General features: G+C 72.4%; 20 protein-coding genes. 9 read left to right on the top strand and 11 right to left on the bottom strand.

Annotated features, from left to right (window positions below; translation table 11 throughout):
• The first annotated feature begins 61 nt into the window (after positions 1-61).
• The 4 genes from ITJ55_RS07415 to ITJ55_RS07400 all read left to right on the top strand — a co-directional run bounded on the left by ITJ55_RS07415 (position 62) and on the right by ITJ55_RS07400 (position 5,654).
• Positions 62-2,236 carry a beta-galactosidase gene (locus tag ITJ55_RS07415; RefSeq protein WP_194594852.1) on the top strand — a complete coding sequence of 725 codons (2,175 nt, stop codon included), beginning with the start codon at positions 62-64 and terminating at the stop codon, positions 2,234-2,236.
• An 83-nt stretch (positions 2,237-2,319) separates the two neighbouring features.
• Positions 2,320-3,672, top strand: a complete 1,353-nt coding sequence (locus ITJ55_RS07410; protein ID WP_194594851.1) for an ABC transporter substrate-binding protein — start codon at positions 2,320-2,322, stop codon at positions 3,670-3,672.
• 60 nt (positions 3,673-3,732) lie between these two features.
• Positions 3,733-4,692 carry a carbohydrate ABC transporter permease gene (locus ITJ55_RS07405; RefSeq protein ID WP_194594850.1) on the top strand — a complete coding sequence of 320 codons (960 nt, stop codon included), beginning with the start codon at positions 3,733-3,735 and terminating at the stop codon, positions 4,690-4,692.
• On the top strand, positions 4,689-5,654 hold the full coding sequence (locus ITJ55_RS07400; RefSeq protein WP_082486583.1) for a carbohydrate ABC transporter permease: 966 nt from the start codon (positions 4,689-4,691) through the stop codon (positions 5,652-5,654). The genes ITJ55_RS07405 and ITJ55_RS07400 overlap by 4 nt, the downstream gene beginning before the upstream one ends.
• Before the next feature lie 131 nt (positions 5,655-5,785).
• On the opposite strand, the gene ITJ55_RS07395 is transcribed toward ITJ55_RS07400, so the two are convergent.
• The gene (locus tag ITJ55_RS07395) at positions 5,786-6,193 is read right to left on the bottom strand and encodes a low molecular weight phosphatase family protein (RefSeq protein WP_194594849.1); all 408 of its coding nucleotides are present in this window, start codon (positions 6,191-6,193) and stop codon (positions 5,786-5,788) included.
• A 140-nt stretch (positions 6,194-6,333) separates the two neighbouring features.
• On the opposite strand from ITJ55_RS07395, the gene ITJ55_RS07390 reads away from it, so the two are divergent.
• Positions 6,334-6,876 carry a sigma-70 family RNA polymerase sigma factor gene (locus ITJ55_RS07390; protein ID WP_194594848.1) on the top strand — a complete coding sequence of 181 codons (543 nt, stop codon included), beginning with the start codon at positions 6,334-6,336 and terminating at the stop codon, positions 6,874-6,876.
• Positions 6,866-8,116, top strand: a complete 1,251-nt coding sequence (locus ITJ55_RS07385) for a hypothetical protein (RefSeq protein ID WP_194594847.1) — start codon at positions 6,866-6,868, stop codon at positions 8,114-8,116. The genes ITJ55_RS07390 and ITJ55_RS07385 overlap by 11 nt, the downstream gene beginning before the upstream one ends.
• Before the next feature lie 111 nt (positions 8,117-8,227).
• Here the strand turns inward: ITJ55_RS07385 and nhaA are convergent, their stop codons facing one another.
• The 6 genes from nhaA to ITJ55_RS07355 form a co-directional block, all read right to left on the bottom strand.
• Entirely contained in the window at positions 8,228-9,520 is a 1,293-nt protein-coding gene (gene nhaA, locus ITJ55_RS07380; protein ID WP_194594846.1) for a Na+/H+ antiporter NhaA, read from the bottom strand.
• A gap of 73 nt (positions 9,521-9,593) precedes the next feature.
• Positions 9,594-9,767 (bottom strand): hypothetical protein, encoded by a 174-nt coding sequence (locus ITJ55_RS07375; protein ID WP_194594845.1) that lies wholly within the window; start codon positions 9,765-9,767, stop codon positions 9,594-9,596.
• Between the two features lie 253 nt (positions 9,768-10,020).
• Complete coding sequence (locus tag ITJ55_RS07370; protein ID WP_194594844.1) at positions 10,021-10,533, bottom strand: FBP domain-containing protein; 513 nt, start codon at positions 10,531-10,533, stop codon at positions 10,021-10,023.
• A 522-nt stretch (positions 10,534-11,055) separates the two neighbouring features.
• Positions 11,056-13,761 (bottom strand): MMPL family transporter, encoded by a 2,706-nt coding sequence (locus ITJ55_RS07365; protein ID WP_194594843.1) that lies wholly within the window; start codon positions 13,759-13,761, stop codon positions 11,056-11,058.
• Between the two features lie 110 nt (positions 13,762-13,871).
• Positions 13,872-14,525 carry a TetR/AcrR family transcriptional regulator gene (locus tag ITJ55_RS07360; RefSeq protein WP_194594842.1) on the bottom strand — a complete coding sequence of 218 codons (654 nt, stop codon included), beginning with the start codon at positions 14,523-14,525 and terminating at the stop codon, positions 13,872-13,874.
• Positions 14,526-14,809: 284 nt separating this feature from the next.
• Positions 14,810-15,685, bottom strand: a complete 876-nt coding sequence (locus ITJ55_RS07355) for an SDR family NAD(P)-dependent oxidoreductase (RefSeq protein ID WP_194594841.1) — start codon at positions 15,683-15,685, stop codon at positions 14,810-14,812.
• Between the two features lie 151 nt (positions 15,686-15,836).
• On the opposite strand from ITJ55_RS07355, the gene ITJ55_RS07350 reads away from it, so the two are divergent.
• Both ITJ55_RS07350 and ITJ55_RS07345 read left to right on the top strand, forming a co-directional pair.
• A complete protein-coding gene (locus tag ITJ55_RS07350; RefSeq protein WP_194594840.1) occupies positions 15,837-16,862 on the top strand; it encodes an SDR family NAD(P)-dependent oxidoreductase in 1,026 nt (341 codons plus the stop codon).
• A gap of 107 nt (positions 16,863-16,969) precedes the next feature.
• On the top strand, positions 16,970-17,569 hold the full coding sequence (locus ITJ55_RS07345; RefSeq protein WP_194594839.1) for a TetR/AcrR family transcriptional regulator: 600 nt from the start codon (positions 16,970-16,972) through the stop codon (positions 17,567-17,569).
• A gap of 87 nt (positions 17,570-17,656) precedes the next feature.
• Here ITJ55_RS07345 and ITJ55_RS07340 read toward each other — a convergent pair whose 3' ends face one another.
• From ITJ55_RS07340 to ITJ55_RS07325, 4 genes are all read right to left on the bottom strand, one after another.
• Complete coding sequence (locus ITJ55_RS07340) at positions 17,657-18,625, bottom strand: aldo/keto reductase (RefSeq protein ID WP_194594838.1); 969 nt, start codon at positions 18,623-18,625, stop codon at positions 17,657-17,659.
• Positions 18,622-19,572, bottom strand: a complete 951-nt coding sequence (locus tag ITJ55_RS07335; RefSeq protein WP_194594837.1) for a helix-turn-helix transcriptional regulator — start codon at positions 19,570-19,572, stop codon at positions 18,622-18,624. Before ITJ55_RS07335 ends, ITJ55_RS07340 begins: the two co-directional genes overlap by 4 nt.
• Before the next feature lie 88 nt (positions 19,573-19,660).
• Positions 19,661-20,035: a hypothetical protein gene (locus tag ITJ55_RS07330; protein ID WP_194594836.1), complete on the bottom strand. Its 375-nt coding sequence runs from the start codon at positions 20,033-20,035 to the stop codon at positions 19,661-19,663.
• Positions 20,032-20,328 (bottom strand): helix-turn-helix domain-containing protein, encoded by a 297-nt coding sequence (locus ITJ55_RS07325; RefSeq protein ID WP_194594835.1) that lies wholly within the window; start codon positions 20,326-20,328, stop codon positions 20,032-20,034. The genes ITJ55_RS07330 and ITJ55_RS07325 overlap by 4 nt, the downstream gene beginning before the upstream one ends.
• 140 nt (positions 20,329-20,468) lie before the next feature.
• Here ITJ55_RS07325 and ITJ55_RS07320 point away from each other — a divergent pair, with 140 nt between their 5' ends.
• On the top strand, positions 20,469-21,218 hold the full coding sequence (locus ITJ55_RS07320) for a GntR family transcriptional regulator (protein WP_056259995.1): 750 nt from the start codon (positions 20,469-20,471) through the stop codon (positions 21,216-21,218).
• The last annotated feature ends 21 nt before the right edge of the window (positions 21,219-21,239 follow it).

The following is a 21,239-nucleotide window of genomic DNA, read 5'->3' as shown; positions in this document are numbered from 1 at the left end:
CCCGGCATCCCGTCGACATCGACCGTCGCCACCGCAGCCGACACACACGAACGGGTCAACGATGACTTCTGCTCCACGCCACTCCGGGGTGCTCTTCGGAGCCGCCTACTACGCCGAGTACCAGCAGGCCGGCACCCTCGACCGCGACCTCGACCTGATGGTCGAGGCGGGCTTCACGGTGATCCGGGTGGGCGAGTCGGTCTGGTCGACGTGGGAGCCGCGCGAGGGCGAGTTCGACCTCGACTGGCTGCAGCCCGTGCTCGACGGGGCCCACGCCCGCGGCATCGATGTCGTGCTCGGCACGCCCACCTACGCCGTGCCGCCGTGGCTGCAGGTGCGTCACCCCGAGATCGCGGCCGAGCGCACGACCGGCGTCCGCGCCGGCTGGGGCGCCCGGCAGGAGATGGACCAGAGCCACCCCGCCTACCGCTTCTACGCCGAGCGCGTCGTGCGGAAGGTCGTCGAGCGCTACGCGCAGCACCCGGCCGTGATCGGCTGGCAGGTCGACAACGAGCCCGGCAACGAGCGCCCGCGCAACGACCAGGTGTTCGACCGCTTCGTGGCCTGGCTGCAGCGGAAGTACGGCACGGTCGAGCGCCTGAACGAGGAGTGGGGCCTGGTCTACTGGTCGCACCGCCTGACCGAGTGGTCGCAGCTCTGGCGCCCCGACGGCAACGTGCAGCCGCAGTACGACCTCGAGTGGCGCCGGTTCCAGGGCGAGCTGGCCGACGAGCTGATCGCCTGGCAGGCCGCGGTCGTCCGCGAGTACGCCCGCGACGACCAGTTCGTCACCACCTGCATCTCGTACTCCCGGCCGCAGGTCGCCGACGACCGCCTGGTCGAGAGCCTCGACGTCACCGCCGGCAACCCGTACTACAAGATGCAGGACGGCCTGACCGTCGGCGTCGAGATCCCCCGCGAGGCCGGCTGGTGGCACACCGGCGTCTGGGCCCTGCAGCAGTGGGGCGACCGGGCCTTCTCGTCGGCGCAGGCGCCGTTCCTCGTCACCGAGACCAACGCGCAGTCGATCGGCGGCCCCTGGCAGAACCACCCGCCGTTCGACGGTCAGATCAAGCAGGCCGCGCTGGCGCTCGTCGCTCGCGGTGCCCGCATGGTCGAGTACTGGCACTGGCACACGCTGCACTTCGGCGTCGAGACCTACTGGGGCGGCGTGCTGCCGCACAGCCAGCGTCCCGGCCGCATCTACCGCGAGGTCGCCGCGCTCGGGGCCACGCTCAAGGCCGTCGGCGGGGCGATCGACGGGCTCGAACCCGACGCCGACGTGCTGATGCTCTGGTCGACCGACACGAAGTGGTCGTTCGAGACCTACCCGCCGCTGGCCCGGGCCGACGGCACCCCCGACCCCGAGTCGTACCTGCACCTCTTCGACGCGCACTACCGCGGGCTCGCCGAGGTGGGGGCCCAGGTGCGCATCCAGCACGTGGCGCAGTTCGTCGCCGCCGACCCGGTCGAGCTTTCCGCGCGGTACCCGGTGCTCGTCGTGCCCGCGCTCTACGTCGTCGACGACGCCACCCTCGCCGCGCTCACCGCCTACGCCGAGGCCGGCGGGCACCTCGTGGTCGGCATCCGCACGGCCTACGGCGACGAGCTCGCCCGGGCCCGCCGCGACCCCGCGCCCGCCCGCCTCTCGGGCCCCGCGGGCGTCCGGTACGAGGAGTACACGAACCTCGACGAGCCCCTCGCCGTCCACGTCGAGGGCGCCGACGCCCCGACCGCAGGAGGCGCGGGCACCGTCGCCGACGTCCCCTTCGTCCTCGAGCCCGGCTCGGCCGGCACCCGCTGGGCCGACGTCCTGCAGGTCGACGACGCCACGGTCGTGCTGCGGGCCGCACCGACCGAGATCGGGGCCGACGCGCTGTTGACGACCCGCGCCTCCGGAGCCGGCCGCGTCAGCTACGTCGCGACGGTGCCGAACCCCGAGCTGTCGCGCTCGATCGCCCGCTGGCTCGTGCCCGCGACGGCGGCAGGCGACTGGGCGGCGACCGAGACGGTCACCGTCACCACCGGTTCACGGACCGACGCCGCCGGGCTCGCGTTCGTGTCGAACTGGTCGGCCCACGAGGCCGCCGTCACCACCCCCGCGGCCGTGTGCGACCTCGAGACCCACGAGGTCGTCGCCGCGGGCACCACCCTCACGCTCGCCCCGCGCTCGGCCCACGTCTACGAGCTCGTCGACGCGGCCGACCAGGACGAGGCGCCCGACACCACGGCGTAGGCGACCCGACCCGCACCACCCACCCCGCACCACCTTCCCTGCACCACCACTCCCGCTCCCCACCCCCTCGAGGAAGAACCACCATGAAGAGAAAGACCACAGCAAAGGCGCTCGTGTCACTCGCCGTCGTGTCGGCGTTCGTGCTGACCGGCTGCGCGCCGTCCGGCGGATCGGGCGGCGGGTCGACCACCGCCCCCGTGTCGCAGGCAGACATCGACAAGGCCATGGACACCGACACCACCCTCACCTTCTGGACCTGGGTGCCCGACATCCAGCAAGAGGTCGACCTCTTCGAGGCGAAGTACCCGAAGATCAAGGTCGACGTCGTGAACGTCGGCACGGGCACCGCGCAGTACCCGAAGCTGCGCACGGCGCTCAAGGCCGGCAAGGGCGCGCCCGACGTCGCCCAGATCGAGTACCAGTACATCCCGTCGTTCCGTCAGACCGGCAGCCTCGTCGACCTGACCCCCTACGGAGGCGCGGACCTCGAGTCGAAGTACGTCCCGTGGGTCTGGAACCAGGTCGCGGACGACACCGGCGTCTGGTCGGTGCCGCAGGACTCCGGCCCGCTCGGCAACCTCTACCGCTCGGACATCTACGCGCAGGCCGGACTGACCGAGGCGCCCGAGACCTGGGCCGACTTCGCCTCGGACGCCCAGACGATCAAGGACAAGACCGGCTCGTACATCTCGAACCTGCCGGGCAACGACCCCGGCCAGGTCGTCGGGCTGTTCTGGCAGGCCGGCGCCAAGCCGTTCTCGTACGACGGTGACAAGACCGTCGGCATCGACCTCGACTCGACCGAGACGCAGAAGGTCGTGACCTTCTGGCAGGACCTCATCGACAAGGACCTCGTCTCGACCGACGCCGACTTCAACGACGCCTGGTACCAGGGCTTCTCGTCGGGCAAGTACGCCAGCTGGCAGACCGCCGCCTGGGGCCCCGTGTTCTTGCAGGGCACCGCCGCCAACACGAGCGGCAAGTGGACCGCCGCGAAGATCCCGCAGTGGAAGGCCGGCGACGACGTCTCGGGCAACTGGGGCGGGTCGAGCGACGCCGTCATCACGGGCACGCAGAACCCGATCGCCGCGGCCGAGTTCAGCAAGTTCTTGAACAGCGACCCCGAGTCGACCCTCGCGTTCGCGAACGAGCAGTTCTTGTTCCCGACGACGACCGACACCCTGTCGAGCAGCGACTTCACCGACACCGCCTCGGACTTCTACGGCGGCCAGAAGGTCAACGAGCTCTTCGCCGGCGTCTCGGACACGGTCAGCACCGACTTCCAGTGGCTGCCGTTCATGGACTACGTCTACTCGAGCTTCAACGACACGCTCGGCAAGGCGATCGCCGACCACTCCGACCTGTCCGCGGCGCTGACGGCGTGGCAGGACGACGTCACCACCTACGCGAAGCAGCAGGGCTTCACCGTCAAGTAGTGCTCACGGGGGTGCCGCCCGCCCGCGGGCGGCACCCCCACCAGCCCGGCAAGGAGCCCCATGTCCACCTCCGTCACCCCTCGTCGAGACGCGACCAGCGCCTCCTCGTCCCGTCAGCCCGCCACCCCGCGGCGCACGAGCTCGCTGCACCGTCCGCAGCTCGTCGCGGCCTGGGCGCTGGCGATCCCGTTCTTGATCGTGTTCGCCGCCATGTTCCTCGTGCCGCTCGGCTACGCGGGGTACCTCAGCACCTTCACCTCGCAGCTGGTCGGCGGGCAGGTCTTCTCGGGCCTGGCCAACTACAGCCGCGCCCTGAGCGACCCCAGCTTCTGGGCCGGCCTCGGCCGCGTCGCGCTCTTCCTCTTCGTGCAGGTGCCGATCATGCTCGTGATCGCCCTGTTCGTCGCCCTCGCCCTCGACACGGGTCGGGTGGCCGGCAGCAAGTTCGTCCGCCTGGCGATCTTCGTGCCCTACGCCGTGCCCGGCGTCGTCGCGACGCTGATGTGGGGCTACCTCTACGGCCGCGAGTCGGGCCTGATCGCCCAGGTGATCAGCGGTCTCGGGCTCACCCCGCCCGACCTGCTCTCGCCGCAGAACGTGCTCGGCAGCACGATGAACATCGTCAGCTGGGAGTTCATCGGCTACAACATGATCGTGCTCTACGCCGCGCTGCGCAGCGTGCCGACCGAGATGTACGAGGCGGCCGAGATCGACGGCGCCGGGCCCTTCCGGGTGGCGTGGAGCATCAAGATCCCGGCGATCCGCTCGGCGATCCTGCTGACCGTGATCTTCTCGGTGATCGGCTCGTTCCAGCTGTTCAACGAGCCCAACCTGCTCTACAGCATCGCGCCCAACGCGATCGGGTCGGACTTCACCCCGAACCTCTACGCGTACAACGTCGCGTTCAAGAACCAGGACGTCAACTACGCCGCGGCCATCGCCTTCTTGCTCGGGTTCCTCATCATGATCATCAGCTACGTGGTGCAGCTCGCCACCTCACGCAAGGAGCGACTGTCGTGACGATCGCACCCGCACCCGTCGACACCGCCGGCGCCACCTCGGTCGACCGCCCCGCCCGCCGCCTCGACGCCTCGGGAGGCGCGGGTCGGCGACGCCCGAGACGTCGCGTCGAGCGCTCGAAGCGCAAGACGCCGATCCTCACCGTGATCCTCTGGATCACGCTGGCGTACTTCTTGCTGCCGCTCGTCTGGCTGGCGATCCAGGCGACCAAGACGAACGGCGACATCTTCTCGACGTTCGGCCTGGCCTTCGGCCGCACCTTCGCCCTCGGCGACAACCTGGCGCAGCTGTTCACGTTCCAGGACGGCATCTTCGTGCAGTGGATGGGCAACACGGTGCTCTACGCCGTCGTCAGCTCGGTCGGTGCGGCGGTGCTCGCGACGATGTGCGGCTACTCGCTGGCGAAGTACGTCTTCAAGGGCAAGTCGTTCGTCTTCGGGCTGATCCTCGGCGCGGTCATGGTGCCGCTGACGGCCCTGGCGATCCCGACCTACCTGCTGTTCAGCGCGGCCAACCTGGTCGACACCCCGTGGGCGATCATCCTGCCGTCGCTGGTCAGCCCGTTCGGCGTCTACCTGATGCGCGTCTACGCGAGCGAGGCGGTCGACGACAGCCTGCTCGAGGCGGCCCGCATCGACGGGGCGGGCGAGCTGCGCATCTTCTTGACGATCGCGTCGCGGCTGCTCGCGCCGGGCATCGTCACCGTGCTGCTGTTCGCGCTCGTCTCGACCTGGAACAACTACTTCCTGCCGCTGATCATGCTGAACGACCCGTCGCTCTTCCCCGCGACGGTCGGCCTGGCGCAGTGGCAGCAGGCGGCGACCGGCGGCGGCGGCGCCCAGGTGCTGTTCTCGACGGTGCTGACCGGGTCGTTCGTGTCGATCCTGCCGCTCGTCGTGGCGTTCTTGTTCCTGCAGCGCTTCTGGCAGTCCGGCCTCAGCGCCGGCGGCGTGAAGGGCTAGCGGGCAGGCTCCCGCCCGACCGCCGGTTCACGGTGGAGGTCGGCGCGGGTGGGCCGTGGCCGTGGCAGCGGCGGCCCGGGAGGCGGTGGTGACGTTGAGAGGTCACCACCGCCTCCGTTCGTCGGGGGGCGTCAGAGGCGGGCGTGCAGGTCGGCGACGCGGGCGCGGATGTCGTCGCGGACGAGGCGCATGCGCTCCATGCCCTCGATGCCGCGCTCCGAGGGTTCGTCGGTGACCCACGTCTCGAACCGGGTGCCGGGCACCTCGTCGACCCGCGCCTCCTGACCGAGGACGACGACCACGTCGGCGTCGCGCACCATCTGCTCGGTGAGCGCCTTGGGGTGCTCGTCGCCGAGGTCGACGCCCAGCTCGGCGAGCGAGGCGACCGACTGGGCGTTGAGGGCGGCGCCGGGCGCCGTGCCGGCCGACACGACCGTCACCTCGTCGCCGGCGAGGTCGCGCATCAGGCCGGCGGCCATCTGCGACTTGCCCCCGTTCTTCTGGCAGACGAACAGGACGGAGGCGCGGGGCGAGGTCATGCGCGCACCCTACCGACCTCGGGTGACCGGGCCCCTGACCGTCGTGCCGGGGCCGTCGTGACCGGCCGTCCGCCGACCCGTCCGACGTCCCGTGTCAGGTTCGTCCGTTCCGCGACACTCCTCTAGTGAAGGGGGTGGACGTGGATCACGACACGGAGGGCGACGACGAGCTCGTCAGGCGCACGGTCGGGGGTGACCAGCGCGCGTTGTCGGCGCTGTTCGACCGGCACGCGGCGACGGTGACCCGGTACGCCTGGGCGCTGGCCGAGACGCGCATGGACGTCGAGGAGATCGTGCAGGACACCTTCGTCACCCTCTGGAAGAAGGTCGACCAGATCGACCTGCCCGACGACTCGTTGCTGCCCTGGCTGCTGGTCGTCTGTCGCAACCACGCCGCGAACCTGCGCCGCAAGCAGGCCCGCGCCGCCACCGACGTGCTCCCCGACGAGCTGGTCGCCCCCGACGACGGCCAGGAGGCGCGGGACCGGCTGAGGTGGGTCCGCGACGAGATCGACGCCCTCGGCCCGGTCGACCGGCAGATCGTCGAGCTGTGCCTGATCGAGGGGCGTCCCTACGGCGAGGCCGCGGCCCAGGTCGGCCTGAGCCTCGGCGCCGTCACCCAACGCGTGTCGCGCACCCGATCGCGACTGAAGAAGAAGGCGGTGATGAACGATGAACTCTGAGCCCCCCACCGGAGACGAGCTGGCCCGCCTGCTCGTCACGATGAAGCAGAACGTCCTCGAACGCACCACGGAGTCCCCGCGCCGGAAGCGCCACCGCAACCTCGGCCTCGGTCTCGGCCTCGCCGCGCTGCTGGCGATCGGCGGCGGCTCGGGAGCCCTCGCCCTCGGCATGCTGCCCTCGCCGTTCCCGGCGTCGGCCCCGGCCGCGCCGACCAGCACGCCCACCCCGACGCCGACGGCCACGCGCACCGCGACGCCTCGGCCGACGCCGACCGTTGCGCCGGTGCTCGTGCCGCAACCCGCCCTGCCGATCGACTGCGCGACGCTCGCGAGCGGCGTGCGGATGGACCTGTTCATCCCGTCGGCCGTGCAGGGGCGGGTCGACCTGCTCAACCCGATCGACGCCTCCCTCGTCGAGGCCGGGGTGCGCAGCTGCGAGTGGGGCTCGGGCGAGCAGCCGTACTCGATCGGCACCGTCAAGGTGTCGCCCGATCGCGAGAGGGGGCTCGGAGCCGTCGGCGCCATGCTCGCCAGCGGGGCCCGGCAGGGTGGTGCGGGCGAGGCCTCGGCGATGACCTGCACGGCTCAGGGGTGCGAGGCGACGGTCGTGTCGGGCACCTGGTGGCTCGAGTTCTTCACGTTCGACGTCGACGCCACCGACGAGACGGTGTCGGTCGAGACGCGAGCGGCGAACGCGTCCGCGGCGCTGAGCAGCATGGCCGGGCAGCTCGACGGGGTGTCACCGGCACGCGGCTGGACCCGGCCGGCGTCCTCGTGGAGCAGCGTCGACGCCTGCTCCGCGCTGGCCCCGGCCGTCCCCCTGGCCGACGTCCTCCAGTCCCCCGGCCTCGAGGGTCCGCGAGAACTGCAGGTCGAGTACCCGAGCGCCATCACCAGGGCCGCCGATCGGACGGTGCAGTGCGACTGGTACGCAGCACCGTCGGAGGGTGCCACGAACCCGCCGATCACCGGCGTGACCGCGATGGTGTCGTCGGGCAGCGGCTGGGCGGTGGACCAGGTGGACTCGATGGCCCAGCTCGAACGGTCCCCCGTGACCGTGGCCGGGGCGGACGAAGCCGAGTACGTCTGCGTGTACGGCGAGGGCAGCAGCTGCTTCGTCAACGTCCTGACCGACGACTCGTGGTTGCAGGTCGGCGCGGGCAACGTCTACGGCGAGTCCCTCGAAGGGCAACTCGTCGCGGTCGCGGAGGCGATCGTGGCGACGCGCCCCGCGAACTGACCCGCGCCTCCTGCGCTGCCGTGACAGAGGCACGCGAGGGCAGGAGGCGCGGGTCGGCCCCCGCAGGACGGCCGGTGCCGGCGGGTGGGGGCCCGTCGGCACCGCCGAGGGTCAGGCCTCGGCGCCCTCGCGCCGCCGTCCGCGCACGGCGAGGATCGTGCCGCCGATCAGCGCCGAGACGAGCGAGCCGACGAGGACGCCGACCTTGACGACGTCGTCCTGTTCGCTGCCGGCTCCGTAGGCGAGCTCGCCGACGAGCAGCGACACGGTGAACCCGATGCCGGCCACGAACGAGAGGCCGACGACGTCCCCCCAGCGCAGGGTCGGGTCGAGTCGGATGCCGGGCAGCCTCGTCACCAGCAGCGACGCCCCCGTGATGCCGATCGACTTGCCGAGCACGAGCGCGACGACGATGCCGAACGCGACGCTGTCACCGAGCGACTCGACCAGGCCCGAGAAGCCGCCGACGGTGACGCCGGCCGAGAAGAACGCGAAGATCGGCACGGCGACGCCCGACGAGACCGGGCTCCAGCGTTCGGCGAAGTGGTGCGTCAGCGGGTGCCGCTCTTCGTGGCCGTCGGCGCCGACGTGCGTGACGCCAGCCCGCGCCGTGGCCACCGCGGGCACGAGCAGCCCCAGCACGACACCGGCGATCGTGGCGTGCACCCCCGAGGCGTGCACCAACGCCCAGGCGACGACCCCGAGCGGGATCAGCAGCCACCACGACCGCACCCCGCGGCGCACCAGCACCGCGAAGGCGGCCAGCGGCAGCAGCGCGAGCAGCAGCGGCACGAAGGCGATGCCCGCCGTGTAGAACACCGCGATGATCGTGATGGCGATGAGGTCGTCGACCACGGCCAGGGTCAGCAAGAAGGTGCGCAGGGCGGGCGGCAGGCGCTTGCCGACGACGGCGATCACGGCGACGGCGAACGCGATGTCGGTCGCGGCCGGGATCGCCCAGCCCTGCAGTGCATCGGGCCCGGCACCGAGGTTGACCAGCGTGAAGATCAGCGCCGGCAGCGCGACCCCGCCGACCGCCGCCGCGACGGGCAGCACGGCGACCCGGGGGTCGCGCAGCGAGCCGGCGACGAACTCTTGCTTCAGTTCGAGGCCGACCACGAAGAAGAAGATCGCGAGCAGGCCGTCGGCCGCCCACGAGCCGACGCTGAGGTTCAGGTGCAGCGCCTCGGGGCCGAACGAGACGTCGCGCACCTGCGCGTAGAACGAGCCGGCCGGGCTGTTGGCCAGGACGAGGGCGAGCACGGTCGCCCCGAGCAGCAGCAGGCCGCCGGTCGTGTCGCGGCTGAGGAACCGCGAGAGGCGGGCGGCCCGACCGTCGGCGTGCGGGGCGTGGGCCGGGGCGGGCGGTGTGGCCGTCGGGTCGCCAGGGGTGGGCTGGGTCATGGTCGTCGTCTTTCGAGAGCATCGGTGAGCAGGGCGGCACGACCGCTCGACCCGTCGACGACGAGGAGCGGCGTCACGCCACGGGCGGCGGGCACCCCGCGATCTCGCCGTGGGCGTTGCTGCCCCACAGGCTCATCCAGCCGTTCGTGCCGCAGGTGCGCTTCGTCAGCACGAACCGCTTCGGGAACGCCTGCTGCGCCGTGCGCACCCGGCGCGGGGCGCGGCTCTGGCAGGCGGGTGACGACATGACCCCAGGGTACCGCCGGGCTCCGCGGGCGGGCCGACCCGCGCCTCCTGCGCCTCGCGCGCCTCCTGCACCGCGCGCGCCTCCTGCCTCGACCGCGCCGAGGTCGCACCACGTTCGCGTCGTCGAACCACGCTCGGGGGTGGTTCGACGACGCGACGGTGGTGCGACCCGGCCGAGCGGCCGGGCGCGGCGCACGTCAGCAGACGCGGCGCCGGTCAGGAGGCGCCGCGCCCGTCAGGAGGCGCGGCTCCCGTCAGGAGGCGCGACGCACGTTCTCGACGAAGCCCGCCGCCCGCACGCGCAGGCTGGCGATGCGCTCGAGCCGGGCCGCCTCGACGTCGAACCCGAGGTAGGCCTCGGGCGGCGCGACGTGGACGTTGTCCGAGCACTCGAACCCGCCGCAGACGAGCGTGCCCACGGTGTCGCCGTTGCGTCCGGCTGCTCCTGCACGCTTGGCGGAGTAGAACAGCACGTCGGCCGGCAGCCGGACGTCCTGGCACCAGGTGCACTGCGCCCGCTGGCGGGGCGAGGCCTCGGCCTGGCGCAGCACGACGCCGGCGACCGCGGGGCCCGGCCGGCCGTCCGCGTCGAGCGTCGGCACGACGACGTAGGCCCGGCGCGCGAGCTTGGGGTCGCGCCAGCCGAGGTACTCGAGGTCGGTCCAGTCGAGGTCGGCGAGGAGGGCGGGCAGGGTCAGGTCGGACGTCTCTTTGCGGCTCGCGTTGACGAACGAGGCGCGGACGGTCTTCTCGGTCAGGGGGATCATGGGGTTCTCCGGTCGTCGGGCCCGGGGCAGCGGCGACGTCGGCGCGCACGCGCGGTCGGCGACCGCGCGCAGCCCGCCGTCGACGCGTCGGCCGACCCGGGTGTTCTCGTGGGACCGTGCCGGGGCTCGAGCCCGCGCGGCACGGGTGCGCGGTGCGACCTCGTCGGCCGATCCGCTGCGGACCCGACTACCTGCAGCCGGCGCACGCGGCGCCGACGACCCCCTCACGCCCGACGGGCGTCGCAGGTGCGGACGAGATGATCACCGGGCCACCCTACGACGGTGAGGTGTCGTCGGCAACGGCACCCGCGCCTCCTCGGCCCGGTGGCCCGACCCGGGCCCGACCCGGGCCCGACCCGGGCCCGACCCGTCGGCACGAGGTCGCACCACGCTCGCGTCGTCGAACCGCGCCCGAGGGTGGTGCGACGACGCGGCGGTGGTGCGACCTCGGTCAGGAGGCGCGGGTGGCGCTCCGAAGGCCGGTGCCGGTGCCGGTCGCACTCGGCGGTGCAACGTGCGGGGTCAGCCGGCGTGACGCCCGTGGTGGTCGGGGTCGCTGCCGTCGGGCACCGCGTCGACGGGGACGGTCGGGTCGACGTGCGAGACGTGTCCGCCCGAGCCGGCGCTGCCGTCCGAGCCCGCGCTGCCGTCCGAGCCGGCACTGCCGTCCGAGCCCGCGCTGCCGTCCGAGCCCGCGCTGCCGGTCGAGCCGGAGCCCGAGCCGGCGTCCGCGGCCGAGGCGTGCGGCCGCGACCGCTCGAGGGAGGCGCCCTCGACGTCGACGTCCGGCAAGATGCGGTCGAGCCACTTGGGCAGCCACCACGCGGCGTCGCCGAGCAGGTGCATCACGGCCGGGATCAGCAGCAGGCGGACGACGAACGCGTCGACGAGCACGCCCAACGCCAGGCCCAGGCCGATCGACTGGATCATCACCGAGTTCGAGAACACGAAGCCCGAGAACACCGCCGTCATGATCAGCGCCGCGGCCGTGACCACGGTGCGCCCGGCGTGGACGCCTCGTTGCACCGCGAGGCGGGCCGGCGAGCCGTGGGCGTACGCCTCACGCATGCCGCTGACCAAGAACAACTGGTAGTCCATCGCGAGCCCGAAGAGCACGCCGACCATCAGGATCGGCAGGAAGCTCAGGATAGGCCCCGGGTCGTGCACGCCGAAGACCGGGCCGAGCCAGCCCCACTGGAAGACCGCGGTGACGCCGCCGAACGCGGCGAACAGCGACAGCACGAAGCCGATGGTGGCGGTGATCGGCACGAGGATCGACCGGAACACGAAGATCAGGATGATCAGCGACAACCCGACGACGACGAGCAGGTAGAGCGGCAGGGCACCCGCCAGCTTCTCGCTCACGTCGATGTTGCCCGAGGCGTTGCCCGCGACGCCGAGCGACGAGACGTCGTCGATGTCGAGACCGCGCAGGTCGCGCACGAGCTGCTCGGTCGACTCGGCGGTCGGTCCGCCCTTCGGCACGACCTGGAAGGCCAGCAGCGTGTCGTCGTCCGAGGCGCCGATCGGGGCGATCGCGGCGACGTCGTCCTGGCCTCTCAAGATGGTGCCGATGCGGACCTGCTCCGAGACGAGGTCGTCGTCCGAGATCGCGGTCGGCAGGTCGGCGACGACGACCAGGGGGCCGTTGACGCCGGCGCCGAACTTCTCGTCGATCAGCTTGTAGGCCTTGTACGCGCTCGAGTCGACCGGCTCGGACGACCCGGCGGGCAGGCCGAGGCGCATCGACAGCGCGGGGATCGCGATGATCAGCAGCACGGCGACGCCGCCCACGAGGGTCAGCACGGCCCGGACGGTGCTCATCGGCTTCGTCGGGACGCGCACGGCACCGGTGTGGCCGACGGCCTTCCGCGCCTTCTTGGTCAGGATGCGCAGGCCGACGAGGCGCAGCAGCGCCGGCGTGAGCGTGATGGCGATCAAGATCGCCACGAACACGCAGACGGCGCCGACCGTGCCCATCAGGCCGAGGAAGGGGATGCCGGTCAGGTTGAGCGCGAGCAGGGCGATCAGCACCGTCGAGCCCGCGAACACCACGGCGTTGCCGGACGTGCCGTTGGCCAGGCCGATCGACTCGTGCAGCGGGACCCCCTCTTTCAGCTGGGTGCGGTGCCGGTTGAGGATGAACAGCGAGTAGTCGATGCCGACCGCGAGCCCGAGCATGACGCCGAGCACGGGGGTGACCGACAGCATCTCGACGGCGCCCGACAGCGACAGCGAGGCGAGCACGCCGACGCCGACGCCGATCAGGGCGTTGATCAAGGGCAGGCCCGCACCGATCAGGGTGCCGAGCATGACGAACAGCACGATGGCGGCGATGACCACGCCGGCCACCTCGCCCGGGCCGAGGATCTCGGGGATGCTGGCGGCGATGTCGTTCGACACCTCGACCTCGACGCCGTCGATCGTCGCGTCGTTCATCGCGTCGACGACGGCCTCTTTGTTCTCGCTGGTGACGAGGTTGAGCGACTTGTCGAACTGGATGCTGGCGACGGCCGTCGTGCCGTCGGTCGACACCTGGCGGATGCCGTCGGTCAGCTCGAGCAGCTTCGCGCCCTCTTCGAGCGTGGCGCTCTGCGTCTCGAGCTCGGCCTTGCTCGCGTCGAGGGTGGCCTGCTGCGTGGCGATCTGCTGAGTGCCCGCGTCGAGCTGGGCCTGCTGCGCCTCGAGCTGGGGCGTGGCGGCGGCGAGCGCGGCCTCGCCGGCGGCCTGCGCCTGGGCCTTGGCGCCGTCGAGCTGCTGCTGGCCGGCGCTGATCTGGGCCGTCGCGGCGTCGATCTGCTGCTGGCCCGAGGTCAGCTGCGCCTCACCGGCGGTGATCTGGGCGCGGCCGTCGGTGATCTTCTGCGCCTGGTCGTCGATCTGCTGCTGGGTGGCGAAGGGGTCGGTGGTGCCCTTGACGTCGTCCAGCCCTTCGGCATCGGTCAGCAGGGCCGCGATGTCGGACTTCTGCTGGTCGGTGAAGGCGGAGTCGTCGGTCGTCGTGAAGACGACCGTGCCGGTGCCGCCGCTGGCCTGGGGGAACTTCTCGGCGAGCTCGTCGCTGACCTTCTGGGTCGCCGTGCCGGGGATGCTGACGGCGGTGGTGAGCGTGCCGCCGAACAGCGCGAAGGCGCCGCCGGCGAGGCCGAGCACGACCAGCCAGGCCACGATGACGAGCCAGGCCCGCCGGGCCGAGAACCGGCCGAGTCGATAGAGCAGGGATGCCATGGGTGTCTGTTCCTCCAGGGTGGTGCGGGGTGATGCGGGTTGCGGGGGTGGGCCTCACGTCGCGTCGTCGAGAAGGAGGTGCGGGTCGGCCGGGTGCACCGGCCGACGGGTCAGGGGGTGGTCGGTTCGGGCCCGTAGCCGGTGCGGATGCTCGTCACCATGCGGTCGAGCAGGTCGGCCCAGACCGCGCGGCTGTCGTCGTCGACGACGGCCCCGGTGCGGACGATCCAGTGCCGGGCGACGACGGCGATGCCGTTCATCAGCGAGCTGACGAGCACCTCGGCCTCGAGCGGGTCGGTGGCGGGGCTGCGCTCGGCCGTCTCGATCGAGAGCTGCTCGGTGACGCGGGTGAAGACGTCCTGGATCAGGCTGTGCGACCGAGGGTCGCTGCCGTCGTCGCCGAGCACGCCCCAGAGGTACGAGACGACAGCCGGCAGGTCGATGACCTGCATGGCCTGGATGATCTCGGCGAACAAGGAGGCGCGGCTGCCGTCCCCGACGGGCGCCGCGGCGGTCGCGGCCCGGAACTCGTCGACCGCGCCGGTGAGCACGCGGGTGCACGCCGTCATGACGACCTCGTCGAGCGACGAGAAGTGGTTGAAGACCGTGCGGCGCGAGACGTCGGCGCGTTCGGCGAGCTCGTCGACGCTGAACCGGGGTGCGCCGCGCTCGGCGATGAGCGCGTCGGCGGCGTCGACGATGTCCTGGCGGTGCTTCGCCTTGAGGGCGGCACGGCGGTCGGGCACCAGGCTCTTGACGGTCACCTGCCTACACTAAGTGCAGCGACGCACTCGGTGCACCCAGTGCGGCTGGGCAGTCGCTGGGTCTTGGGCGGCCGTGAGGCGGCGTCCGTACCCCGCCCGTCCCGCGCCTCCTCGTCCCCGCCCTCGACCACGTCCTCGCCCCGTCCCCGCCCTGGCCTTGTCCCCGCCCTCGCCCTCGCCCCGGGCGGTCAAGTGGTCTCGAAACGTCCTTCATTCTTCGTCGAAGGACGTTTCGCGACCACTCGATCAGCCGAGGGGAGGTCGAGACCGGGCGCGGAACCGGGTCAGATCGTCTCGTCGAGGTCGAGCAGGCGGGCGCTCTCGTCCCACAGTCGGCGGGCGAGGTCGGCGTCGTTCGCCTGGCGCGCCACGCGGCCAGGCGCCTTGAGCCGGTCGAAGTAGTTGCCGCTGGGTGCCGGCACGGTCGTCGCCCCGGCGAGGCGGATCAGGGGCTCGGCGCCGTCCTCGGTCGAGACGGCGAGGCGCTTGGCGGCCGTCATGAACGCGCCGGTGCCGCCGAAGCCCGAGGCGACGAACCCGGGGTGGAACGCGTATGCGTCGACCCCGCCGCCGGCGCGCGGCAGGCGTCGGGCCAGCTCGCGCGTGAACAGCACGTTGAGCAGCTTCGAGGTGCCGTAGGCACGGAAGCCGCCGGCCCACGGCCCCGCCGAGTTGTCCAGGTCGTCGAGGTCGACCTTGCCGAAGAGGTTGCCGGCGCTCGAGGTCTGGACGATGCGGACCGAGCCGGGCCGCGCGTCCTTCGCGGTCTCGAGGAGGCGCGGCGTCAGCAGGGCGGTCAACAGGAACGGCGCGAGGTGGTTGCCCTGGAACGTCGTCTCGTGGCCGTCGACGGTCGTCGACCGCTCGGGGATGGTCGCCCCGGCGTTGTTCGCGAGGACGTGGATGCGCGGCAGCTCGGCGAGCAGCTGCTCGGCGAGCTCGCGGACGCTCGAGAGGTCGGAGAAGTCGGCGAGGTAGGCCCGACCACCGACGTCGTGCGCGACGGTGCGGGTGCGGTCGGGGTTGCGGCCCACGACGGCGACGGTGGCTCCGAGCCGGGCGAGTTCGTGGGCGGCGGCGCGGCCGATGCCCGAGCTGGCCCCGGTGACGACGACGGTCTGGTCGTCGAGGCGGGCGGCGGGCGGCAGGGTGACGGTCATGCAGGGGACGCTAGGCGGGATGCCCGGTGGCCGGGCGGCGGTCGGCGATCTCTCGGCGGGCACTCAGCCGGACGGACCCCGTGCCGCGGTACCGTCTCGATGCGAGACAACCTGTCTCGTAATGACTTTCCCCGCTCAGAGAAGAGACGACATGTCCGACGCCACCGCCCCCCTGACCGGCTCCAGCACCGTCGGCACCTGGCTCGACCACCCCGAGGGCGGCCCCGCGATCCGCGCCGCCCTCGGTCAGGGAGGCGCGTTCGACGAGAGCGCGCTGACCCCGGTCCGCGGCCTGCCGCTCCAACAGCTCGTCGTGATGAGCCAGGGCCAGGTGCCGCAGGAGCTCGTCGACGGACTGGTGCTGCAGGTCAACGGAGGGGTCGTGCCCGACGAGGCGGACGACGCCGACGGCCCGTGGCGCGAGACCGTCACGCCCGGGCGCTTCGCGGGCAGGACGGTGGTCGTCACGGGTGCCGCGTCGGGCATCGGCCGCGCGACGGCGTCACGCGTGGCCCGCGAGGGCGGTCGCGTCGTCGCCGTCGACCTCTTCGCCGACAAGCTGGAGGCGCTGGTCGCCTCCCTGCCCGACGCCGACCTGGTCACCGTGGTCGGCGACATCACGAAGCAGGACGACGTCGACGCCGTGGTCGCGGCCGCCGGCGACCGCATCGACGCCCTCGCCAACATCGCGGGCGTCAACGACGACTTCTCGCCGCTGCACGAGACCAGCGACGCGATGTGGGACCGCGTGATCGGCATCAACCTGACCGGCGCGTTCAAGCTGTCGCGTGCCGTGATCCCCGTCATGCTCGCGGCCGGGCGCGGCTCGGTGGTGAACGTCGCCTCCGAGGCGGGGCTGCGCGGCAACGCGTCGGGCAACGCCTACACGGTGTCGAAGCACGGCGTGGTCGGGCTGACGAAGTCCGCGGCGTTCATGTACGCGACGCAGGGCATCCGGGTGAACGCGGTCGCCCCCGGCGGCGTCGCGACGGGCATCCCCTTCCCGGCGAACGTGTCCGAGGCGGGGTCGGCGCGGCTGCGGCCCTTCCAGGCGGCGATCCCGACGATCGCGACCGCCGAGGAGCTCGCCGCGTCGATCACCTTCCTGCTGAGCGACGACGCCGTCAACGTCAATGGCGCGATCCTCGCCAGCGACGGCGGCTGGTCGGTGCAGTAGCGGCCGGCCCGCGGCGGTCCGCGGTCGGCGGCGGCGAGATCGGACGGGCGCCGGCCGCGAGACCGGGCGGGCGCAACACGGGGCGAGGGGTGCACGAGGATGGACCGATGACCACCGCACGCCCCGCCCGCCCCGGCCGCGCCCGCAGCGAGGCCGCCCGTCTGGCGATCCTCGAGGCGACCCGCGACGAGCTGGCCGAGCGCGGCTACGACAAGCTGTCGCTCGACCGCATCGCGGCGGCGGCCGGGGTCGGCAAGGCGACGATCTACCGCTGGTACCCGGCCAAGGCGGCACTCGTGGCCGAGGGCATGCTCACGGGACACCTGCTGCCCCACCTCGAGGTGCCCGACACGGGCGACGTGCGTCGGGACGTGCTCGACTGGCTCCGCGCCTCCTTCGAGGCCTTCGCCTCGCCGGCGGCGGGCGGGCTGGTCCGGGCGTCGATCGCGGCGACCGCCGAGGACGCCGCCGTCGCCGAGCAGTACGACGACCGGGTCACCTCGGTCACGAGGGCCGCGTTGCTCGCCCGTCTCGAGACCGGGAGGCGCGCGCGGCAGCTCCGGGACGACGCGCCGCTCGACGCCCTGGTCGAGTCGCTGATCGGCACCGTGCTGCTGCACGTCGTGACCCGCCGCGACCCCGGGCCGGCCGCGCTCGAGGCGACCGTCGGGCTGCTCTTCGACGGCGTCGCGGCCCGCCCGGCCTGAGTCACGGCCGGACGGGCCCGGTCACGGCCGGACGGGCTCGGTCACGGCCGGACGGGCTCGGTCACGGCCGGACGGAGCGCGGCGGCGTCACCACCAGAACGGCGCCTGCGGGCGGTAGGGCTCCTCGAGGCGGCGCACGTCGTCGTCGGTCAGCTCGACGTCGAGGGCGGCGACCGCGTCGGCGAGGTGGTGCGGCTTCGTCGCCCCGACGATCGGGGCCGACACGACGGGGTTGCGCAGCACCCACGCCACCGCGACCTGCGCCATCGACACCCCGTGCTCACCGGCGACCTGCTCGACGGCGTCGACGATCGGGCCGTCGTCGTCGCTGTCGAAGGCCTTGGCGACCTCGTCGACCGCCGAGCGGTCGGTGGTCGCCCCGCGCGGTCGGGTGAGCCGCCCCTTGCCCTGCGGCGAGTACGGCACGAGCCCCACCCCGAGGTCGGCGCAGAGCGGGATCATCTCGCGCTCCTCTTCTCGCTTGAGCAGGTTGTACTGGTCCTGCATCGTGGCGAAGGGCGTCCAGCCGTTGACCACGGCGGCGGTCTGCATCTTCGCGAACTGCCAGGCGTACATGCTCGACGCGCCCGTGTACCGGACCTTGCCCGCCCTCACCAGGTCGTGGAGCGCCTCCATGGTCTCTTCGACCGGGGTCTCGGGGTCGAACCGGTGGATCTCGTAGAGGTCGACGTGGTCGGTGCCGAGGCGCGTCAGCGAAGCGTCGACCTGCTCGAGGATCGCCGCGCGCGACAGGCCCGAGCCGCCCGGGCCGTCGTGCATCCGGCCGCTGACCTTGGTCGCCAGCACGACGTCCTCGCGCCTCGTGTACTCGCGGATCGCCCGGCCGACGAACTCCTCGCCGGTGCCCTCTTGGTAGACGTTCGCGGTGTCCCAGAACGTCACCCCGAGCTCGACGGCCTGGCGGAAGAACGGCGCCGAGGCCTCCTCGTCGAGCGTCCACGAGTGCAGGCCGCGGGTGGGGTCGCCGTAGCTCATGCAGCCGAGCCCGATGCGGCTGACCTGCAGGCCTGTGGTGCCGAGGCGCGTGTACTTCACGAGCGCGCCTCCTCGGCCTGCGGGGACGAGGCGGACCCGGAGGCGCGCGTCGCGTCGACGGCCTCGGCGGCCGACCCGGGCGCGGCCGGGGCGGCGGCCTGCGGTGCGGCCCAGCTGGCGAGCAGGCGGAGGCGGTCCTCGGTGGGCGACCCCGGCTCGGCGCTGTAGACCAAGAAGTTGAGGCCCGGGCGGCCCATCGGCTCCATCGCCTCGTAGACCATGTCGAGGTCGCCGACCACGGGGTGGTGGAAGAGCTTCTGGCCCGAGGCGTGGTGGCGCACCTCGTGGGCGCCCCAGCGGGTGCGGAACTCGTCGCTGCGGGTCGAGAGCTCGCCGACCAGGTCGTGCAGAGCCCGATCGTGCGGGTCGCGGCCCGCCTCGGTGCGCAGGATGGCCACGTTGATGTCGGCCGCGACCGACCACGACGGGTAGAAGGCCTCGGCGAGCTCCCGGTGCAAGAAGACGAAGCGGGCGAGGTTCACCGGCCGCTCGTCGAGCGCGTAGAGGTCGGAGTACAGGGCGCGGAACAGGGCGTTCTCGGCCAGCACGTCCATCCGGCCGTTGCGGACGAACGCGGGCCCGGCCGTCACCGCGTCGAGCACGAGCTGCATGCTGCGCGAGACGCTCTCGGGCGCGCGGCGACGGCGCCGGGCGCGCACGGGCGACTCGTTCGCGGTGCGGGCGAGGTCGGCGAGGTGCTCGCGCTCGGCGTCGTCGAGCAACAGGGCGGTCGCGAGCGAGTCGAGCACGGCTTCCGACACCCCGCCGAGGCGCCCGCGTTCGAGCCGCGTGTAGTACTCGACGCTGACGCCGGCCAGCAGCGCCACCTCGCTCCGCCGCAGCCCGGGCACGCGGCGCCCGGGCCCACCCGGCAGCTCGACCTGCTCGGGCCGCACCCGCGCCCGTCGACTGGTCAGGAAGTCACGGATCTCGCTCTCGGTGTCCATGCCCACACGGTACGACGCGGGCGGGGCCCGGTGGGATGCCCTGGCGGTGACCCCTTCGGCCGCCCTGTCGACGTGGGTGGACCAGGCGTCAGCCGACCGCGTCGCGCAAGGCCCCCAGCCCGGCCTCGAACGTGTCGGCGAATCGGGCCGTCTCGGCCGCGCGGACGCCGTTCCGCCTCGCGACGTCTCGCCACCGGCCCAGGGCGTCGACCGTGGTCCGCAGTTCCGACCGGACGTCGGCTCCCGTCAACCGGCAGCTCTCACCGAGCAGCGCCAGGGCGGCCGCTCCGTCCCCGGACGCCGTCCGCACCGGCGAGGGACGTCTGTCGCACCCCCGGGTCGGGTCGTACTGGAACGTCGTCGCCGAAAGTGAACCGCGGTTGCGGTGGAACTGCGCCCGCCCGGCGAGGACCGTCGCCCCTCCGATCTCGACGTGGACCTCGAGCGCATCGTGCCTGCTCATCGCACCCGCTTCCGCAGCAGGAGGTCGGCACGAGCACGCCCCAGGTCGGTGCGCAGCGGATCGAGAGCCTCGGTCAGGGTGGCGAGCACTCCGAGCGCGCGTGCCACGCGCAGCACGACGTGGAAGCCGACGGTCGGATCACCGTGTTCGAGTTTGCGGAGCGTCTCGCGGGTGATGTCGGCTCGATCGGCCACCTGCTCGGCAGTCAACCCGAGGATCTTGCGCCACCCGGCGAAGTCGTCACCGATCTCATGTGCCGAGCGTGCGATCGTCGGAGGCAGCGGTCCGGCCATGGCGGTCTTCCTCTCGTAATGACTACCGAACTATCCCCTACGCGCTCTTACGCAAAGGAAAATGGTCATTACACGTGCGGTGTCGAACGCCCGGAGCTCGACATCCTCCTCAGCTGCCACCCGCTCGGTAAGATCCGCACGTGCCCTCGACCCTCTACGAGCAGATCGCCGACGACCTGCGTCGACGCATTCTGAGCGGCGACCTCGCGGTCGGCGACGACGTGCCGAGCGAGGGCGAGCTGGCCGAGCAGTGGCGGACCTCGCGCGGGCCGATCCGCAACGCACTGGCCGCCCTGCGCTCCGAGGGGTTGGTCGAGACCCGACGCGGTCGTCCGGCACGGGTCGTCGCCCGCAAGGCGCACCACCCGGTCGACGTGTCGATCCCGTTCACGAAGTGGGTGCGCGACGTCGGGGGCGAGCCCGGGGCCCGCACGCAAGAGATCTCGTTGCGCCGCGCCGACGACGACAAGGCCCGTTCGCTCGGCATCGAGCCCGGTGACCTCGTGGTCGACGTCGTCCGCCTGCGACTCGTGGACGGTCGCCCCACGATGCTCGAGCGGCTGACCTTCATCGAGGAGGTCGGACGCGTGCTGCTCGACGTCGACCTCGACACGGTGTCGATCACCGAGTACCTCGACTCCCGCGGCTACGGCTACGCCGACATCGACCACGAGATCGACGCGGTCGCCGCCGACGACCTCGACGCCGAGCTCTTGGGGGTCGAGCCGGGCACGCCGATCCTGCGCCTGCACCGGGTCACGCGCGGCGCCGACGGTCGCACCTTCGAGGCCTCGGACGATCGCTACCGCAGCGACATCGTCCGCTTCACCGTCTCGGCCTCGGGCCGCGCCCGGGCCGGCGACCACTTCATCCGCGCGATCGGCCCCTGACCCGCCCCTGCCGGACGACGT

Source organism: Frigoribacterium sp. VKM Ac-1396, from assembly GCF_015350895.1.
Classification (GTDB): Bacteria; Actinomycetota; Actinomycetes; order Actinomycetales; family Microbacteriaceae; genus Frigoribacterium.
This window is presented reverse-complemented; position numbering and strand designations above follow the sequence as displayed.

Bases quoted from the DNA above. Each gene is read 5' to 3' on its own strand.
- ITJ55_RS07415 (WP_194594852.1), top strand. From the start codon at position 62: ATGACTTCTGCTCCACGCCACTCCGGGGTGCTCTTCGGAGCCGCCTAC.
- ITJ55_RS07410 (WP_194594851.1), top strand. From the start codon at position 2,320: ATGAAGAGAAAGACCACAGCAAAGGCGCTCGTGTCACTCGCCGTCGTG.
- ITJ55_RS07405 (WP_194594850.1), top strand. From the start codon at position 3,733: ATGTCCACCTCCGTCACCCCTCGTCGAGACGCGACCAGCGCCTCCTCG.
- ITJ55_RS07395 (WP_194594849.1), bottom strand. From the start codon at position 6,193: ATGACCTCGCCCCGCGCCTCCGTCCTGTTCGTCTGCCAGAAGAACGGG.
- ITJ55_RS07385 (WP_194594847.1), top strand. From the start codon at position 6,866: ATGAACTCTGAGCCCCCCACCGGAGACGAGCTGGCCCGCCTGCTCGTC.
- nhaA (WP_194594846.1), bottom strand. From the start codon at position 9,520: ATGACCCAGCCCACCCCTGGCGACCCGACGGCCACACCGCCCGCCCCG.
- ITJ55_RS07375 (WP_194594845.1), bottom strand. From the start codon at position 9,767: ATGTCGTCACCCGCCTGCCAGAGCCGCGCCCCGCGCCGGGTGCGCACG.
- ITJ55_RS07370 (WP_194594844.1), bottom strand. From the start codon at position 10,533: ATGATCCCCCTGACCGAGAAGACCGTCCGCGCCTCGTTCGTCAACGCG.
- ITJ55_RS07365 (WP_194594843.1), bottom strand. From the start codon at position 13,761: ATGGCATCCCTGCTCTATCGACTCGGCCGGTTCTCGGCCCGGCGGGCC.
- ITJ55_RS07355 (WP_194594841.1), bottom strand. From the start codon at position 15,685: ATGACCGTCACCCTGCCGCCCGCCGCCCGCCTCGACGACCAGACCGTC.
- ITJ55_RS07350 (WP_194594840.1), top strand. From the start codon at position 15,837: ATGTCCGACGCCACCGCCCCCCTGACCGGCTCCAGCACCGTCGGCACC.
- ITJ55_RS07345 (WP_194594839.1), top strand. From the start codon at position 16,970: ATGACCACCGCACGCCCCGCCCGCCCCGGCCGCGCCCGCAGCGAGGCC.
- ITJ55_RS07335 (WP_194594837.1), bottom strand. From the start codon at position 19,572: ATGGACACCGAGAGCGAGATCCGTGACTTCCTGACCAGTCGACGGGCG.
- ITJ55_RS07330 (WP_194594836.1), bottom strand. From the start codon at position 20,035: ATGAGCAGGCACGATGCGCTCGAGGTCCACGTCGAGATCGGAGGGGCG.
- ITJ55_RS07325 (WP_194594835.1), bottom strand. From the start codon at position 20,328: ATGGCCGGACCGCTGCCTCCGACGATCGCACGCTCGGCACATGAGATC.